Genomic DNA, 17,994 nt, shown 5'->3' with positions numbered 1-17,994 from the left:
GCTCCGCCTGCACCTCCTGCCCCCCCTGCGCCGCCGGCTCCGCCAGCACCACCTGCGCCGCCTGCTCCTCCCGCCCCGCCTAGTTGAGCCATTGCCTGCCTCCTTATGAAAACAAGTCGGTATGAGGTTAGTCAGCCTGTCGTCGGTAGTCCTGCCACTTCGAGGCAGCGAGCCCAGTGCCTGCCTGTTTCGAGATGCGCATTGGGGAGGCGCCCGATGTATCGATCTAGGGTCAAATGCGGCTCGAGCTCGCACATCTTGCCCAAGGCTTCGCGGGCCTCCGCGACCCGTCCCTGCGAAACGAGTGCGATAGCGAGGACCCGCCACGTAGACGGATGCATGCGATTGAGAATGAGAGATGAGCGCGCGAGCTCTTCCGCCTCGTCGTATCGATGCGCCGATAGAAGCGCCGTGGCGCCCAGGGACTCGAAATAATACCGCTGCGGATCGAGCGGGGAGAGTTTCAGAGCGCGCCGCGTTGCGTCCACGGCTGCCTCGCCGTCGCCTTTGAAGGCGTCGACGGTGCCCCGGTAGAGCCAGCCCAACGCGTGGCTGGGGTTGGCATCGACGGCCTGCTCGCACCGCTTTCGGGCAGCGTCCAGGTCCTTCAACATGTGACAATAGACGAAGCCTTCGGTCGCAAGCGCAAGCGCGTCGGACGGGTCACGGTCGAGCGCCGCGCGAGTGGCGCTCAAGGCCTCGGCGGCCTCGCGTTTGCGGTCCTCGGACCAGCCGCGCGTCATGCGCAGGATGTACCAGTTGGCGAGCCAGGCGCGCGGGGCAGCTATTCGGCCGTGGCGATTGATCAGTTCCTCCAGCACCGTCCGGGTCTGGAGAAACTCCTCCCTGCTCGACCGGTGCATCAGGCGGATGCTGCCAAGCAGCAGCGAGTAGCTTTCTAGCGTCGGTAACGGCTGGGTCAGGATATGCTCGACCTCGGCATCGAAGACCGACAGATGCACTGCAGCGGCGATGCGGTGAGCCAGTTCGCTCTCCGGCTGCAGCAGATCGCCGATATTGCCGCTCAGGCGGTCGGTCCAGACGACTTGATTGGTTCGCGCCGCGGACAGCTCCGCCGTCACCAGAATCCGGTCCGCATCGACCACATAGCTGCCGCTGAGAATGTAGGTGGCACCGAGATGCGCCGATACTTCCGCCACATCGCTGACCCTGCCGCGAAATATGTTGGTCGACAGACGCGAGATCACCTTGAGGTTCGCCGATCTGGAGAGGCACCAGATCACGCTGTCCGCGATCAGGTTACCAACGTCGAGATGCTCCTCCGCGTCCTTGCGCGCGTCGAAGGGGATGACGGCGATCGTCGGCTCCATGGGAGTTCCATAGTCTCGCCGAGCTGCGAGGCTTGGGTGTGGACTGGCCGGACCAACGCGGTAGGCGCGAACCGGCTTGTCAAAGTGCTTGAGGATACAGTCGCCCAAATCTTCGCACAGCGCATCCACTCCGTGCGTCAGCTCGTCGCGCGCCGCAGCGCTGCCAATCGTCTCCCCCGGACTGGCCAGGCTGGCAAGAGCTGTCGCCAGTTGCTCATGCGCGGCCTCGCTGGCGATGGTTTCACCGGGACCGGCAAGAGTTGCGAGCCGGGCTGCGAGGTTGATGCCGGTGCCATAGATGTCAGTGCCGTCACTCCAGGCGGTGGAGGAGTTGATCCCCGCACGAAGCTGGAAGTGTTGATCTTCAGGCCGCCCGGTGTTCTGAACGGCGATACTCCGGTGCATTTCGGCGGCGGCATTGACGGCGTCACGCACGGATTCGAAGCGGGCCATGAGCCCGTCTCCGAGGCTCTTCACGAGGCCGCCGCGATAACGCGGCAGAATTTGGCCGGTGGCAAGTTGGACGAAGTCGGTCCATCGACGCACCGCGGACGCCTCATGCTCCCGCATCAGACGCACGGACTCGACGAGGTCGACCAAGAGGACCACGGTGTCCTGCTGCACGAGGCCCATTGCTCGTCTCTCCGAAGCCCGGCCTCCGCTGACCGGGCTCTCAGGTGAATGGCCCTTAAGGCCGGTACTGCTTCACTACCTTGATGTTGACCGGACCTTGCCCGGCAGTTGCGAACTCAGCGCACGCACGTCCTCATCGAGCGCACGTCAATCCATACTGCGCAGCTGGCCGCTCGGTTATGAACCAGATCACGATTTGCGAAACGCCCGCGTGGGTCGCACTCGCGACAACTCAAAATGAAAACGCAAACTTCTTCTCGTCATGCGCGAAGTCACGTTCACTCACTGCTAATGCGGGCAGGTCTCGACCTCGACCGTGACGTGGCTGAGGCCCTTCAGCCCGGCGAGCCGCCGCTTGTAGACGGCCGGCTGCTTCGGCTTGTCCGACACCACCGAGAGCAGCACGGCACAATGGCCGGGGCCGACCTGCCAGAGATGCAGGTCGGTGACGCGATCCTCACCGACCTCCATGCGGGCGCGGATCACCCGCTCCAGCTTCTCGTCGGCGCGCACGTCGAGCAGCACCGCACCCGATGATTTGATCAGGCCGAATGCCCAGCTCGCGATCACGGCGCTGCCGATCAGACCCACCGCCGGGTCGGCCCAGACCCAGCCGGAATACATGGCAAGGCCGAGCGCTGCGATCGCCAGCACCGAGGTTGCGGCATCGGTCATGACATGGACATAGGCCGCGCGGAGGTTGTTGTCGTGCTGATGGTGGTGATGATCGCGCTCGTGGTCATGCTCGGCGTGGTCATCATGCGCATGGCCATGGCCGTGGTGATGATCGTGGCTGTCGCGCAGCAGCCACACGCTGGCGAGATTGACGCCCAAGCCGAGAGCAGCCACGGCCATGGCCTCGCCGTAGACGATCGGCACCGGATTGATCAAGCGCAGCACGCTCTCATAGGCGATCTCGACCGCGATCAGGCCGAGGATGATCGCGCTGGCGAAGGCGGCAAGATCGCCGAACTTGCCGGTGCCGAAGGTGAAATGCGCATTCCCCAGATGCCGCCGCGCGAAGCGATAGGCGAAGGCGGCAATGCCGAGCGCCGCCGCATGGGTGCCCATGTGCCAGCCGTCGGCGAGCAGCGCCATCGAACCGAACAGCGAGCCGGCGACGATCTCGCCGACCATCATGACCAGCGTCAGCACGACCACGAACCAGGTGCGGCGCTCGTTGTCGTCGTGCTTCTCGCCCAGGAAGGCGTGGTCATGGGTCCATTGTTCGATGGAATGGGAATGCATCGAATTCTCCAGAAGATTCAGCTCTGTTGGCCTCCAATATAGACGGCAGGCACCAATTTTCTAAGGACCAATCGTCCCGCGGATTGACAGTGCTTCTTAGTTTCGCTGTAATCTGCGCCATGGGGATTTGAGCGATCTCCCCACGAGGCGACAGGCCCAAGCATCGCGTCCCGTTTGGTTCTCGAGGACGCATCATGTCTACATTCACGACCATCTCATCCGACAAAATGGCACGGCTGATCGGCACGGCGAATGCGCCTGTTCTGATCGATGTGCGCACCGAGCAGGATTTCGCCGCCGACCGGCGGCTGATTCCCGGCTCCATCAAGCTCGGCCACGACAACGTGGCGGACTGGGGCGGCGCCTTCGCCGGCCGCCGCGCCGTAGTCTCCTGCCTCCGCGGCGAGAAGCTCGCGCAAGGCACCGCGGCCTGGTTACGCCAGCTCGGCGCGCAGGCCGAAACGCTGGAGGGCGGCTTCGAGGGCTGGAAGGCGGCCCAGCTGCCGCTGGTCGACGCCCGCAAGCTGCCGCCGCGGGATGCCAAGGGGCGCACCGTCTGGGTGACGCGGGCGCGGCCGAAGGTCGACCGCATCGCCTGCCCGTGGCTGATCCGCCGCTTCGTCGATCCGGACGCAGTGTTCCTCTATGTCGCGCCGTCCGAGGTGGTCGCCGTCGGCGAGCGGTTCGGCGCAGCGCCCTTCGACATCGAGAACGTGTTCTGGAGCCACCGCGGCGAGCTCTGCACCTTCGACGTGATGATCGAGGAGTTCGGCATCGCGACTCCGCCCCTGCTGCGCCTCGCGACGCTGGTGCGCGGCGCCGACACCGCGCGACCCGACCTCGCGCCGGAGGCGCCCGGCCTGCTCGCGGCCTCGCTCGGGCTGTCGCGCATGTATGACGACGACCTCGAGCAGCTCGAGGCCGGCATGCTGCTCTATGATGCCTTCTACCGCTGGTGCCGCGACGCCACCACCGAGACTCACAACTGGCCGACCAACAAGGTGAAGGCGTAATGGACGTTCGCGCCGATCAAGCGGGAGCTGGTGCCGGTCACGGCATCAGCTTCAACGAAGCTTTCCGCGTCTGGCTCCGTGTCGCCTGCCTGAGCTTTGGCGGGCCCGCGGGCCAGATCGCGGTGATGCACCGCATCCTGGTCGAGGAGAAGAAGTGGATCTCCGAAGGCCGTTTCCTGCACGCACTGAACTATTGCATGCTGCTGCCGGGACCTGAGGCGCAGCAGCTCGCGACCTATGTCGGCTGGCTGATGCATCGCACCGCCGGCGGGCTGATGGCGGGCGGGCTGTTCATCCTGCCCGGCATCATCGCCATCATGGGCCTCAGCTACATCTATGCCGCCTTCGGCAATGTCAGCTTCGTCGAGGCGCTGTTCTTCGGGCTCAAGGCGGCCGTGCTCGCCGTCGTCGTCGAGGCGGTAGTGCGCGTCGGCAAGCGCGCGCTGAAGAACCGCATCATGATCGCGCTCGCAGGCATCGCCTTCGTCGCGATCTTCTTCTTCGCGGTCCCCTTCCCGATCATCATCATCGCCGCTGGCCTCATCGGTTATGCCGGCGCCCGAAGCGGCCGTCCGGAATTCGCGCCGGCCGGTCACGGCCATGGCGGCGGCGCAGCGATCGACAGCATGCTCGGCGAGGCCGTACCGGATCACGTCCGCCCCGACACGGCGCGCGCGATCCGCGTCGGTGCATTGTGGCTGGCGCTTTGGCTGGTGCCGGTGATAGCGCTGCTGATCGCCTTCGGCCAGGCCAACGTATTCAGCCAGATCGCGCTGTTCTTCTCGAAGATGGCGCTGGTCACGTTCGGCGGCGCCTATGCGGTGCTGGCCTATGTCGCCCAGCAGGCGGTCGAGCATTATCATTGGCTCAAGCCGCATGAGATGCTCGACGGTCTCGGCATGGCCGAGACCACGCCGGGCCCGCTGATCATGGTGCTGCAATTCGTGGGCTTCATGGCGGCCTATCGCGACCCCAGCGGCCTGTCGCCGATGCTCGCGGCCACGCTCGGCGGCCTGCTCGCGACCTGGGTCACCTTCACGCCCTGCTTCCTCTGGATCTTCGTCGGTGCGCCCTATATCGAGCGCCTGCGCGGCAACGCGGGCCTCGCCGGCGCGCTCAGCGCGATCACCGCCGCCGTGGTCGGCGTGATCCTCAACCTGTCGATTTGGTTCGCGCTGCACATCCTGTTCCGCGAGACCGTGCCGGTGCATGCGTTTCCGCTGAACTTCGACATGCCGGTGCTGAGGAGCGTCGACGTGCCGGCGCTGGTGCTGGCGATCGCGGCGGCCACCGCGATCTTCCGGTTCAAGCTCGGCATGCTGACGGTGCTGGCGGGCAGCTGCGCGGCGGGCGTGGCGTTGCGGATGGCCGGGGTGATCTGATGCCAGGGACGTGACTAATCGTGAGTCCAGGATGAGTTGGAACGCCGCGGCCGAACGCCACCTAGGCAGGGGGCGTTTGGAGAAACAGCGATGCGTTTCCTTCTGGTTTTCAGTTTTCTGATCACCTTGGTCGGCGCTGCCGACGCCGCACAGGCGCGTCATCCACACCGGCGGCACGCGATTGTCCATTCCGGTCAGGGTATGGTCCCGTCCGGTCCAGCTTCGGGCTTCGTCTACGCGCCGCCGCCGGAAACCTCAGCTTATCCTGGCGCCACTGAACCTTATTTCGGCGCTTCTCAAGGTTATGCGCCCGGCGAAAAGGAGCGGTTTCTCCGCAGCTTGTTCAGTCCATAGACCCGTTCCACCTTGGGCCGGCTCGCTGATGCCGCGGGAAAGCTGCTGAGTCGAACCCTGCAGCCTTCCCTTATTCACGTCGTAAGCGCCGACGTTTGTTAGCGTCGGGTTGGATCGTTTGTGCCGCCCGGGCGGATGGTCTGAGGACCGCCCTGGCCGGAACCTGCGCCACTGCCGCCGCCGGAGCCTACGCTGGATCCCGTCGAACTGCCGGTACCTGCATCGCCCGCTCCTGTTCCACCCGCCGCGCCGCTCGTTCCGCCGCTGGTTCCTCCGGCCCCGGCGCTAGCGCCCGCACCCGCGCCGCCCGCTCCACCTGCGCCTGCCCCGCCTCCGGCACCTCCGCCCGCCTGCGCATGGGCGAACCCGATCGACGCGCCAGCAAGCAACGCACACATGGCTACTGAGAAGATTGTCTTTCGCATTGTTCAAACTCCGATTGACGATGACATGCCAATCGAAGCCGCGCGCAAACGTTCCTGATGATATTCGTCGGAGGCTTTCAACATTGGTAGGAACGATGTCGCGCAACGTTGAATTGAGTCTAGGTCCCGCCACTCGCCCATCTTCCGCGACGCAGGCATGACTCAACACAATGCGTCTTGAATCCCGGCTGCCGGCTACCGCATCATCATCCGCGCGATCGCTTCCCCGATCACCACCGTCGTGAAGTGCGTGTTGGCGCGGCAATCGGACGGCATGATCGAGGCGTCGGCGACACGCAGGCCGCCGATCCCTTTCACGGTGCCGTCGGGGTTGACCACGCCATCCGGGTCGTCCAAGCCGCTCATACGGCAGCTTCCGGCGGCATGCTGGATGTCGCCCGTCTCGCGGCGCAGCACCGCTTCGAGCTCGTGATCGGGCAGGCTGGCGGCCTGCGGCAGCGTCAGATCCGTGTCAGCGAGCCTGATCCAGTCGGCGATGCCTGACAGCGCCGGCTGCGATGTGATGACCGCGAGGCGTTTCACCGCATCGATCATGCGTAGCATGTCGCGCGGATCGGCCAGCATGTTCTCCTCGACGACCGGATCGATTGCAGGATCGGTCGAGGCCAGCTTGAGCGTCCCGCGCGAATAGGCGTTGAACAGCCCCGCGCCGATCGCTCCGGGGTTCCCGATGCCGCGATGATTGAAGGCGATCAGGATCATGTCGCGCTTGCCGCCATTGGCGAGGCCCGAGGAATAGGTCACGCAGCAATTGGTGTGGCGCGTATCGGGATCAGTAGGGCGAAGCTCCTCCCGGAGCTGTATGGTGGCGCGAAACAGCGGGTGATCGAAGAAATGGCGGCCGACCGGCAGATCGCGCTCGACCGCGATCCCCATCGCCTTCAACTCCTCAGCCGGCCCGATGCCCGAGCGCAGCAGGATCGCCGGACTGTGGATGGCGCCGGCGCACAGCACGATCTGACGTGCGCTGATCTCGTCGGTGCCCTGCCCCTGGATATGGACGCGGACACCCGTTGCCCGTCCGTCGCTGATCAGCACACGATCGACCAGCGCATGCCCGCGGATCTCCAGATTGGCGCGCCCGCGCGCGGGCTCGAGATAGCCCTCGTTGGTGGTGATGCGGCGCAAGTCGCGGCTGTTGATGGGGTAGCACGCAACGCCCTCGCCGTCCGGACCATTGACGTCGGCGCACCAGGGATAGCCGCTCGCAAGTGCCGCATCGCGCAAGCCGCGGTCGATCGGACCCCACTTTTGCAAAGGCGCGCGGTAGACCGGCAGTGGCCCGCCGCGGCCGTGGCCCTCGACATCGCCGAATTCCAGATCGTCCTCGATCACCGAAAACAGCGGCATCACCTCTTTCGCCGACCAGCCGGTGCAGCCATTGGCCGCCCATTCGTCGAACGCATCGGCAACGCCGCGGATCGCGATCTGGCCGTTCATCATCGACGAGCCGCCGAGCCCCTTGCCGCGCCAGTAGAAGCGCGGCTCCTGCCCAGCGACGCGGCGCGTCAGAAGATCCGGCCATTGCCATTTCTCCTGGTACTCGCGCTTGTGGATGATCGGGATTGGATTCGGCGTCCTCACCTCCCAGGGCGCCTCGTCGGCGCGCCAATCGAGCCCCGCTTCGAGCAGCAGGACCCGCCGTGCGGGATCTTCGGAGAGCCGTGCGGCCACGGCGGCGCCGGCGGAGCCGCCGCCGACAACAATGACATCGTGCATCGCGCTACTTCTCAACGTTCCAGAACACCGGGATGGCGGACGGTATCAGACCGCGCAAAGTCGCGCGATAGGCGGCCGGCTGCGCGAACTGGCCCCACGGGATTCCGGGCGCCTGATCGTACATGACCGCCTGGATCTCGCCCGCGATCTTCTTCCGGTCCGCCTCGGCCGGCGCCTTGGCGAAGGCTTCCATCAGAGGGGTGATACGCGCATCGCATTGCCAGCCGGTGAAGTCGGCACAGTTGAAGGCGACCATGACATTGGTCAGCGGCGAGCCGAGATCAAAGCCGCCGGCGTGAACGCCATAGACGCTCCAGCCCTCCTTCTTGGCGCGGCGCGCCAGCACGCTCGCCCAGTCCATCACCTGCAGATCGACATTGAAGCCGGCCGCCTTCAGCCGCTCGGCGAGCACCTGCGCCGAAACGCGCGGGGCTTCGAGGTCGTTGGCCTGCATCACGACGACGGGCTCGCCGGCATATTTGGTCGCCTTCAGCGCAGCCTTCGCCGCTTCGATCGAGGGCTTGGCCGCCGCTTCCGTGCCGGCCTTGCTCTCGTATGTGGTGCCGCAGGTGAAGTAGGTCGCGCAAGGCGTGGCGTATTTGGCGTCGAGCCCGAGCGCATCCAGCACTTCGCGCTGGTCGACCAGCTTCCACAGCACGCGGCGGATTTCCGGATCATCGAACGGCTTCGAGGCCGCGTTGAGACGGTAGGCGCCGGCGAACATGTTGCCGCCGGTGAAGTTGACGAGCTTGACGCGCGTGTTCTTCTCCAGCTGCGGCAGCAGATCGAACGGCGCGTACTGCAGGAAATCGATTTCGCCGGCCTGCAGCGCAGAGGCGGCAGTCGCACCATCGGGAATGACGCGGACCTCGAGCGTGTCGACATTGACGCGCTTGCCGCCGGCCAGGAAGTCCGCGGGCTCGGGACGCGGCACATAGTCGCCGAACTTCTTCAGGATCATGCGGTCGCCGGTGCGGTGGTCGGCCTTGCTGTAGACGAACGGGCCGGAGCCGACGATCTCGGTGATGCGCTGGTCGCCGGGCGTCTTCGCGATGCGCTCGGGCATCATGAAAGCGACCGGGCTGACGGGATTGCCGAGCGCGTCGATGACGAGGCCGGACGGCTCCTTCAGCGTCAGCACGAAGGTTTTCGCATCGACCGGCTCGAGCGAAGCCGTGATCGCGAAAATGCGGCGGCCGAGTGCGCTGCGGGTGCCCCAGCGACGCAGCGAGGCCACGCAATCGGCTGCCGTGACGGGCTGGCCGTCGTGCCATTTCAGGCCGTCGCGCAGCGTGAACGTATAGGTCAAGCCATCGGGCGAGACTTTCCAGTCCTGCACCATTTGCGGCTTGATGTCGCCCTTGGCATCCTTCGCAAACAGCGTGTCGAACACCATGTAGCCGAACGTGCGCGAAATATAGGCCGTGGAGAAATGCGGATCGAGCGTGACAATCTCCGCCTCGAGCACCGCGACGAGATTGCCCGCCGCATGCGCGGGCGCCGCCACCAGCGCAAGGCCGAACAGCGCGGGAATGAAAGTCTTCAGTTTGAGCATTGGGGTGTTTTTGCCTTTTGACCAGCCGTTTGCGTTCAGCAGGAAAAAGCAATGTTCGTGCCCACACGTATGCGCTCATAGCTAGCTGCCACGCGTTTGCAGGATGCACATACTTAGAGTTGGAGAGCGAGGCTGTCGCAGCTCGTCATTGCGAGCGCAGCGAAGCAATCCAGAGTCTTTCCGCGGTGGGATTCTGGATTGCTTCGCTGCGCTCGCAATGACGGTGGAGAAGCAGAGAGCACAACACGCGCTGTCGCCCGCCCGGCTTGACCGGGCGACCCAGTATTCCAGAGACAGCTGATGGATACGGAGAAGCCGCGGCGTCCTGGATGCCCCGCCCCCGTGCGCAATTGCGCACTAGGCGGGGCATGACAGCGTCGTTGTGGCGACAGTTGGGGCCAGTGCCCTACCCGATCACCCGACCGAACTTGTTCGACTTCGGGAAACCCTTCGGCGGCAGGCGGCCGGCGTCGGCGCGGGTGCCGTGCCACTCGGCGAGCTCCTTCATGGTCGCCGAGAATTCGCGTCCTGCGGAGTCCTTCCAGGTCAGGCCCGCCTTGGCGTCGAATACCGCAACGTCGGACAGGCCGCCGTCCTTGTATTTCTGCAGGCGCACGCCGCGGCCGCGGGCCATCTCCGGCACCTGGTCGAGCGGGAAGACCAGCATCTTGCGGTTCTCGCCGATGACGGCGACGGTGTCGCCCGTCACCTCGGTGATCGCGCGGGCCTCGTTCGGCATGTCCACGTTGAGGACCTGCTTGCCCTTCTTGGTGGTGCCAACGCAATCGTCCTCGTTGACCACAAAACCCTGGCCCTCGTGGCTGGCGACCAGGAATTTGCGGCCGCCCTTGTTGACGAACAGCGCGACGGGCGCGGCCTCCTGCTCGAGGTCGATGAACAATCGGATCGGCTCGCCATGGCCGCGGCCGCCCGGCAGCTTGGCGACGTCGAGCGAGTAGAACTTGCCGTTGGTGGCGAACAGCAGCAGCTTCGAGGTCGTCTCGGCGAAGAAGGCGAAGCCGAGCTTGTCGTCCTGCTTGAAGGCAAGGCCCGAGAGATCCTCGACATGCCCCTTCATGGTGCGGATCCAGCCCTTGTCGGAGACGACCACCGTCACCGGCTCGCGCTCGACGAAGGCCTCCTCGATCGCGGCGAGATCGTGCTCGGGCGCATCCGCGAAGGTGGTGCGACGCTTGCCGAGCGGTGTCTTCGGTCCGAACATGTCGCGGACCTTGCCGACCTGCTCGCCGACCTTCTTCCACTGCTCGGCTTCGGAGGCGAGCACCGCATTGATGCCCTTGAGCTCGGCGCGGAGGTTCTTGTCCTCGGTGCGGATCTCCATCTCCTCGAGCTTGCGCAAGGAGCGCAGGCGCATGTTGAGGATGGCTTCCGCCTGCACCTCGGTGAGCTTGAACGCCTTCATCAGCTCAGGCTTCGGCTCGTCCTCGGTGCGGATGATCCTGATCACCTTGTCGATGTTCAGGTATGCGATCAGGAAGCCGCCGAGCACTTCCAGCCGGTGCTCGATCTGCGCCTTGCGGTAGTTGCTGCGGCGGATCAGCACGTCGCGCAGATGGTCGAGCCATTCGCGCAAGCACTCCGCGAGCCCCACGACCTTGGGGATGCGCCCCTTGATCAGGACGTTGAGGTTCAGCGGAATCTTGTTTTCGAGCTCGGTGAGGCGGAACAGCGATTCCATCATCAGCGCCGGATCGACGTTCTTCGACTTCGGCTCGATCACGATGCGGACGTCTTCGGCCGATTCGTCCCTGATGTCGCCGACCAGCGGCAGCTTCTTCTGGTCCAGCAGCTCGGCGACCTTCTCGATCAGACGCGACTTCTGCACCAGGAACGGAATCTCGGTGACGACGACGGCCCAGGTGCCGCGTGCGCCCTCCTCCTGCGTCCACCGCGCTCGGACGCGGAACGAGCCGCGGCCGGTGGTGTAGGCTTCCGCAATCGCCTGCTTGGAATCGACGATGATGCCGCCGGTCGGGAAATCCGGGCCCTTGACCCACTTGAGCAGTGCCTTCGACTTTGCGTCGGGCTTCTCGATCAGGTGCAGCGCGGCATCGCACAGCTCGGCGGCGTTGTGCGGCGGGATCGAGGTCGCCATGCCGACCGCGATGCCCTGCGCGCCGTTGGCGAGCAGGTTCGGGAAGCCGCCCGGCAGCACGATGGGCTCTTTCGACTGGCCGTCGTAGTTGGCGCGGAATTCGACCCCGTCCTCGTCGATGCCCTCGAGCAGAAGCCGCGCGACGTCGGTCATGCGCGCTTCGGTGTAGCGGTAGGCGGCGGGGTTATCGCCGTCGATATTGCCGAAATTGCCTTGGCCGTCGACCAGCGGATATCGTGAGGAGAAATCCTGCGCGAGGCGGACCATGGCGTCGTAGATCGCCTGGTCGCCGTGCGGATGGAACGAGCCCATCACGTCGCCGACGATCTTGGCCGACTTCTTGAAGGCCGTGCCGGGGTCGAGCCTGAGCAGGCGCATGCCGTAGAGGATGCGCCGGTGCACCGGCTTCAGGCCGTCGCGCGCGTCCGGCAGCGCACGGTGCATGATGGTGGAGAGGGCATAAGCGAGATAGCGCTCTTCCAGCGCCTCACGCAGCGGCACCTCGTGGATTTCAGCCGGTTCTTCCGGCGGAACGATTCGTTTTCCCATGCCGCCCGGTTAAACCGTGGAAGCGAATCGGGCAAGGATCGAATGGTTCCCTGTGGGCGACGTACTAACCTGCCCAGCCGGCTGTGACGGTCTGGGTTGGGGCTGGACCAGGTGTTTGCGCAGGCGCCGGCGCATTGGTCAGGCAACGGCGGGCGGCCTCGATCTCGGCGTCGGTCGCGCCCCGCGACCGCGCCCATGTCTCTGCAGCGGCAGCGGAATATTTCGCCACATAGTACCGCACCACCGTGCACGAGGCCCGGCGAAACGCCCCGGGCTGCGGCTCGCCAGCCATGGCGTCGGGAGCGAACGCAAGCAGCGTCGCGGACAAGGCGAATCCCCTGATCAACATTTGGGCTGTCCCCCGATGTGGAACCTCAAGCCCCAAGTCCGCGCGGGCCGATTTCGTTCCAGGGAACTGCATGCTGCTGGGCAAGGCTGGGCAGCTATTACGTCATTGCGCCGGGATCGCCGCCCTCGCCTGCTGCCGCATCAGGGCGTTGATGAAGCCGGCTCGCGCATCGGAATGGCCTTGGCCACGCGGCTCCAGCACGTGGCGGAGCAGGAACAGGCCGGTGATCCGAAAACCGTCCTGGAGATCCTGCTCGGTGAGATCGCCCGCGGTTTCGCCCTGGCGCAGGAACGGCGGCAGCCGCAACAGCCGGTCGCGCCACGGCTCGCCCGCGCTACGCGATACCGCGCCGCCTGATTTCGGGGAGACATAGATCAGGTCCGTGGTCTCGCCGGTCACCGCGCAATTGTCCAGCGCCAGGCCGAAACCCAGCTCGGCGAGCATCGCCAGCTCGAAATGGATCAGGTGCACGGCCGCGCTGCCGATGTCGTCGAAATCGTCGAGCGAATGCTCGAGCAGCGCAAAGATGTCCTCATGCGGATCGCGCTCCGGCAGCAGCCGCGCGACGGAGGCGAGATGGGTGACGCCGTAGACGCCGTGGGACGATGCCAGCAGCGTTGCCGCGCGCAGCTTCAATCCCTCGATTGCGTAGGTGCCCAGATGCTCGTCGAGCCGCGCCCGCCACACCGCACTGACGCTGTTCCCCGGCTGCAGCAGCGGCCGCATCCGCGAGCCGGCGCCACCGCGGACGAGGCCGAGATGCCGGCCATGCGCGCGCGTCAACAGCTCGACAATGGCGCTGGACTCGCCATGCCGCCGCACCCCCAGCACGATGCCTTCGTCGGACCATTCCATAGGGGAAGTGTAGCGGATTCCGGCGTTCAATCGTAGGGCGGATTAGCCGAAGGCGTAACCCGCCAATCGCCCGTGCACGTCAAAGGTGGATTACGCTTCGCTAATCCACCCTACGGCGCCTCACGCGTTGAACCAGTCCCGCGCGTCGCCGCTGAAGGAGAAATACAGGCCCATCGTCGTCAGCGCGCAGGAGACGATCTCGATGGCGCTGTCGAGCTCCAGGCCCTTCTCGCCGATGATCTGGCCGAGCGAGATCACCGACAACACGAGGGCCGCCGCCAGCACCCAGCGTGGCCAGTTCTTGCGATGATGCGCGGCCAGCCGGACGAAATAGAGCAGCAGGAGGATCATGCCGCCGGCGAGCAGCGTCCCGGTCATGATCATCTGCTCGGTCACCGCGGCATTGGGCGTGCGGTCCTGCACGGCGACCGAGACGGCGTCCAGCATCAACGATGCATAGAGCAGCGCTTCGAAGCGCTGGACGTTGGTGGGTAGGCTCATCGAATGCCGATCTTTTCTTGGTTATTCTTTTGGGAAGTCCAGGCCCATCTCGCGATAGCGATCGGGATCGTCGCCCCAGTTCTCGCGCACCTTGACGAACAGGAACAGGTGCACCGGCACGTCCAGAATCTGCATCAGCTCTTTCCGCGAGTCGGCGCCGATCGACTTGATGGTGGCGCCGCCCTTGCCGAGCACGATCTTGCGCTGGCTTTCGCGCTCGACGTAGATCGTCTGCTCGATCCGCACAGACTTGTCCTTGCGCTCCTCCCACTTGTCGGTCTCGACCGTGGACTGGTAGGGCAATTCCTGGTGCAGCTTCTGATAGATCTTCTCGCGGGTGATCTCGGCAGCCAGCTGCCGCATCGGCGCGTCCGACATCTGGTCCTCGGGGTAGAGGAACGGACCCGGCGGCACCATGTCCGCGAGCGTCTTGCGGATGTCGTCGACGCCATCGCCCGAGATCGCCGAGATCATGAAGGTCCTTGCGAACGCCATGCGCTCGTTGGCGGCCCGCGCCAGCGCCAGCAGCTTCTCGCGCTGGACCAGGTCGACCTTGTTGATGACGAGAATCTTGTCGTGATTGACGCTGGCGGCCTTGGCGAGGATCGCCTCCGCCTCCTCGTCGATGCCCGTTTTGGCATCGAGCAGCACGCAGACCAGATCGGCATCATGCGCCCCGCTCCAGGCGGTCGAGACCATGGCGCGGTCGAGCCGGCGCTTGGGCGAGAAGATGCCGGGCGTGTCGACAAGGATAATTTGCGCGTTGTTCTCGATGACGATACCGCGGATCAGCGCGCGCGTGGTTTGCACCTTGCGCGAGACGATCGTGACCTTGGCGCCGACCAGCGCGTTGACCAGCGTCGACTTGCCGACATTCGGCGCGCCGATCAGCGCGACGAAGCCGCAGCGCGTCGCGCCGGGTGCCCCGCCGCTTGCTTCAACCGTCATTGCTGCCGCCGACGCCTTCGCGTTCGATCATCACTGAGGCTGCCACTTTCTCTGCCGCGCGCTTGCTGCCGCCGACACCCTCGGCCGGGGCCAGGCCCGGCAGATCGACGGCGACACGGAACTGCGGATCGTGATGCGGGCCAGTGCGCTCGACCTCGCGATAGACAGGCGTCGGCAGTCCCTTGCCTTGCGCCCATTCCTGCAGCACGGTCTTGGGATCGCGCAAGGGCCGGCGCGGCTTGTGCATCCGCTCGGTCCAGTTGCGCTTGACGAATTCGGCTGCCGCCGCATGGCCGCCGTCGAGGTAGATGGCGCCGATCACGGCCTCGCAGATGTCGCCGAGGATGGATTTGCGCAGGCGGGCATCGGCACTGGAGCCGACCGAGCCCAGCTTGATGTCGTCGACGAGACCGAGCGACTTGGCGACGTCCGCGCAGCTCTCCTTGCGCACGAGCTCGGCAAGCCGCTTGGACAGCTCGCCCTCATCGGCGTTCGGGAAGGCGTGATAGAGCATGTCGGAGACGACGAGCCCGAGCACGTGGTCGCCGAGGAATTCCAGCCGCTGATAGCTGTCGCCTCGCTTGCGCCCGGACTTCAGGGCCGAGACATGCGTGATCGCCTGCATCAGCATATTTGGATCGGCGAAGCTGTGGCCGATCCGCGCCTCGAGCGCCGCGTTGGCATTCGTGCCCTTGGCCTTGCTGCTCCGCGGCCGTTTCTTCTTGGCAGGCGCCTTCGCCGCAGCATCGCCCTCGGGAGCGGCTTGCACCTCGGTCGGTTGGATCGCGATGTCCTTGGCTTCGTCTTTCATCGGACGATTTTGAAGAACCGATTCCAGCGCACCGCCCACGGCCAGCGCCAGAGCATCCAGGCGTGCTCGCCTTCAGCGATGGAGAAGAAGATCATCTGGGCGCGGCCGATCAAGTGCTCCTGCGGGACGTAGCCGACCTGGCCGAGAAAGCGGCTATCGGTGGAGTTGTCGCGGTTGTCACCCATCATGAAGAAGTGGCCGGCCGGGACGGTGTAGACGTTGGTGTTGTCCATGTAGCCGTTGTCGGCGCAGTCCAGCGTCTCATAGGACACGCCGTTCGGCAGCGTCTCCTTCCAGCGCTTCACCCGGGAGATGCCGCCGCCTTCCGAGCCGCAAGGGTCCTCGCCGACATATTCGCTCATGCGCTGCCGCTCGACGGGCGTATCGTTGATGTAGAGCAGCCCGTCCCGCATCTGGACACGGTCGCCGGGAAGGCCGATCACGCGCTTGATGTAGTCGGTGGAATCGTCCTTCGGCAGGCGAAACACGACGATGTCGCCACGAGCGGGGTCCGAGCCCCAGATCCGTCCCGAGAACAGCGGCGGCGAGAATGGAATCGAGTAATGGCTGTAGCCGTAGGAATATTTCGAGACGAACAGATAGTCGCCGACCAGCAGCGTCGCCTTCATCGAGCCGGACGGGATGTTGAAGGGCTGAAACAGGAAGGTGCGGATCACGAGCGCGATCAGGAGAGCATGAATGACGACTCGGATCGTTTCGCCGACGCCGCTCTCAGTTTTCGTTCCCGAAGTCACGCTCATTGCTCTCTCAATTCCGGCCGGCGATCATAGAGCGCCCTCCTCCCGCGAACGGCCCACCGGTTCGCGGCGCAAGGAGATTGTCCTGATTCTGATAGTGAGGGCCAATTCCGGCGTAAAGCCGAATTCGCCCAGGCTGATTTGCGTTCGCGGACTTTTAGACGGTTGTCGGAGGCCACGCAATCAAGGATCGCATCAAAACTGATTAAGATATTGATTTATAAAGAAAATCACAAAACGCCCGAGCCGCGGTCAAGGTTTCGGCAGCGGGACGGCGGAAATGACGACAAAAGCCTGCGCCAGCGGCCAGTCGTCGGTGATCGAAAGGTCGATCCGCGCCTCGAACCCCTCCGGTGTCAGGGCCTGGAGCCGGGCCAGCGCGCCGCCGGTCAGCTGCATGGTCGGCCGCCCGCCCGGCAGGTTGACCACCCCCATGTCGCGCCACCAGACGCCGCGCCTGATGCCGGTGCCGAGTGCCTTGGAGCAGGCCTCCTTGGCGGCGAAGCGCTTGGCGTAGGTCGCCACCACCATCTTCTCGTTCTTGGCGCGCCGTTCCGCCTTGGCACGCTCGGCCGCGGTGAAGATGCGGTCGAGAAAACGCTCGCCGTGGCGCTCGATCACCTTGGCGACGCGGGTGATGTCGATCAGGTCGGAGCCGATGCCGATGATCATGCCCGGCTCCGGCCACGATCCATCGCCGCGCGCATGCTGCGCACGGTCTCGGCCAGCCCCACGAACAGCGCCTCGCCGATCATGTAATAGCCGATGTTCAGCTCCATGATTTCGGGCAAGCTCGCGATCTTCTCCGCCGTCGCATAGTCCAGCCCGTGGCCGGCGTGAACCTCGAGTCCCGCGTCCTTCGCCAGCTTCACCCCGGCCACGATCCGCTGCCATTCAGCCTCGGCCTTGTCAGTGTGGCCATCGACGACGGCATCGCACCAGGCACCGGTGTGGATCTCGATCACAGGGGCGCGCAGCCGTGCCGCCATCTCGATCTGGGCGGGATCGGCCGCAATGAACAGCGAGACGCGGATGCCGGCCTCGCTCAGCCGCGCGATATAGGGCGCGAGCGCGCTGCGCTGGCCGACCACGTCCAACCCGCCTTCGGTCGTTACCTCCTGGCGCCGCTCCGGCACCAGGCACACCGCGTGCGGCTTGGTGGCGAGCGAGATCCGCATCATGTCGTCCGTCGCGGCCATCTCGAAATTGAGCGGCTTGGAGATCTCCGCCTTCAGGCGCGCCATGTCCTCGTCGCGGATGTGCCGGCGGTCCTCGCGCAAATGTGCGGTGATGCCGTCGGCGCCGGCCTCGATCGCGAGCAGCGCGGCGCGCACCGGATCGGGATGGCGGCCGCCGCGCGCGTTACGCACGGTTGCGACGTGATCGATATTGACGCCGAGGCGGAGCGGAGGTGCGGGCATTTCAG

The 17,994-nt window shown here is 65.3% G+C and carries 16 protein-coding genes; 3 read left to right on the top strand and 13 right to left on the bottom strand.

The window, feature by feature from the left end:
* Window positions 1–131 precede the first annotated feature (131 nt).
* Window positions 132–1,964: a tetratricopeptide repeat protein gene (locus I6F24_RS07870; RefSeq protein ID WP_036025493.1), complete on the bottom strand. Its 1,833-nt coding sequence runs from the start codon at window positions 1,962–1,964 to the stop codon at window positions 132–134.
* Window positions 1,965–2,252: 288 nt separating this feature from the next.
* The gene (dmeF, locus tag I6F24_RS07865) at window positions 2,253–3,212 is read right to left on the bottom strand and encodes a CDF family Co(II)/Ni(II) efflux transporter DmeF (protein WP_036014991.1); all 960 of its coding nucleotides are present in this window, start codon (window positions 3,210–3,212) and stop codon (window positions 2,253–2,255) included.
* Window positions 3,213–3,406: 194 nt separating this feature from the next.
* Between dmeF and I6F24_RS07860 the strand changes: the two genes are divergently transcribed.
* From I6F24_RS07860 to I6F24_RS07850, 3 genes are all read left to right on the top strand, one after another.
* Window positions 3,407–4,225, top strand: a complete 819-nt coding sequence (locus tag I6F24_RS07860) for a chromate resistance protein ChrB domain-containing protein (protein ID WP_036025495.1) — start codon at window positions 3,407–3,409, stop codon at window positions 4,223–4,225.
* Complete coding sequence (gene chrA / locus I6F24_RS07855) at window positions 4,225–5,607, top strand: chromate efflux transporter (protein WP_225152483.1); 1,383 nt, start codon at window positions 4,225–4,227, stop codon at window positions 5,605–5,607. Before I6F24_RS07860 ends, chrA begins: the two co-directional genes overlap by 1 nt.
* Before the next feature lie 90 nt (window positions 5,608–5,697).
* Window positions 5,698–5,961 (top strand): hypothetical protein, encoded by a 264-nt coding sequence (locus I6F24_RS07850; protein WP_225152481.1) that lies wholly within the window; start codon window positions 5,698–5,700, stop codon window positions 5,959–5,961.
* A 620-nt stretch (window positions 5,962–6,581) separates the two neighbouring features.
* Here I6F24_RS07850 and I6F24_RS07845 read toward each other — a convergent pair.
* From I6F24_RS07845 to I6F24_RS07795, 11 genes are all read right to left on the bottom strand, one after another.
* A complete protein-coding gene (locus tag I6F24_RS07845; RefSeq protein WP_225152479.1) occupies window positions 6,582–8,126 on the bottom strand; it encodes a GMC family oxidoreductase N-terminal domain-containing protein in 1,545 nt (514 codons plus the stop codon).
* Window positions 8,127–8,130: 4 nt separating this feature from the next.
* Complete coding sequence (locus I6F24_RS07840; protein ID WP_109143531.1) at window positions 8,131–9,681, bottom strand: ABC transporter substrate-binding protein; 1,551 nt, start codon at window positions 9,679–9,681, stop codon at window positions 8,131–8,133.
* 406 nt (window positions 9,682–10,087) lie between these two features.
* On the bottom strand, window positions 10,088–12,346 hold the full coding sequence (gene parC / locus I6F24_RS07835) for a DNA topoisomerase IV subunit A (protein WP_225152477.1): 2,259 nt from the start codon (window positions 12,344–12,346) through the stop codon (window positions 10,088–10,090).
* Between the two features lie 64 nt (window positions 12,347–12,410).
* A complete protein-coding gene (locus I6F24_RS07830) occupies window positions 12,411–12,695 on the bottom strand; it encodes a hypothetical protein (protein WP_036015015.1) in 285 nt (94 codons plus the stop codon).
* Window positions 12,696–12,797: 102 nt separating this feature from the next.
* Window positions 12,798–13,550: a DNA repair protein RecO gene (gene recO, locus I6F24_RS07825; protein WP_225152475.1), complete on the bottom strand. Its 753-nt coding sequence runs from the start codon at window positions 13,548–13,550 to the stop codon at window positions 12,798–12,800.
* 120 nt (window positions 13,551–13,670) lie between these two features.
* Window positions 13,671–14,051: a hypothetical protein gene (locus I6F24_RS07820; RefSeq protein ID WP_036039208.1), complete on the bottom strand. Its 381-nt coding sequence runs from the start codon at window positions 14,049–14,051 to the stop codon at window positions 13,671–13,673.
* A 21-nt stretch (window positions 14,052–14,072) separates the two neighbouring features.
* On the bottom strand, window positions 14,073–14,999 hold the full coding sequence (gene era / locus I6F24_RS07815; RefSeq protein WP_036025516.1) for a GTPase Era: 927 nt from the start codon (window positions 14,997–14,999) through the stop codon (window positions 14,073–14,075).
* A complete protein-coding gene (rnc, locus tag I6F24_RS07810; protein ID WP_225152473.1) occupies window positions 14,989–15,810 on the bottom strand; it encodes a ribonuclease III in 822 nt (273 codons plus the stop codon). The genes era and rnc overlap by 11 nt, the downstream gene beginning before the upstream one ends.
* Entirely contained in the window at window positions 15,807–16,571 is a 765-nt protein-coding gene (lepB, locus tag I6F24_RS07805; RefSeq protein ID WP_036015031.1) for a signal peptidase I, read from the bottom strand. Before lepB ends, rnc begins: the two co-directional genes overlap by 4 nt.
* Before the next feature lie 249 nt (window positions 16,572–16,820).
* Complete coding sequence (acpS, locus tag I6F24_RS07800) at window positions 16,821–17,240, bottom strand: holo-ACP synthase (protein WP_025036721.1); 420 nt, start codon at window positions 17,238–17,240, stop codon at window positions 16,821–16,823.
* Complete coding sequence (locus tag I6F24_RS07795) at window positions 17,237–17,989, bottom strand: pyridoxine 5'-phosphate synthase (protein WP_057029760.1); 753 nt, start codon at window positions 17,987–17,989, stop codon at window positions 17,237–17,239. The genes acpS and I6F24_RS07795 overlap by 4 nt, the downstream gene beginning before the upstream one ends.
* Window positions 17,990–17,994: the final 5 nt, after the last annotated feature.

Origin of the sequence: Bradyrhizobium sp. BRP23 (assembly GCF_020194135.1) — a bacterium.
Classification (GTDB): domain Bacteria; phylum Pseudomonadota; class Alphaproteobacteria; order Rhizobiales; family Xanthobacteraceae; genus Bradyrhizobium; species Bradyrhizobium yuanmingense.
This window is presented reverse-complemented; position numbering and strand designations above follow the sequence as displayed.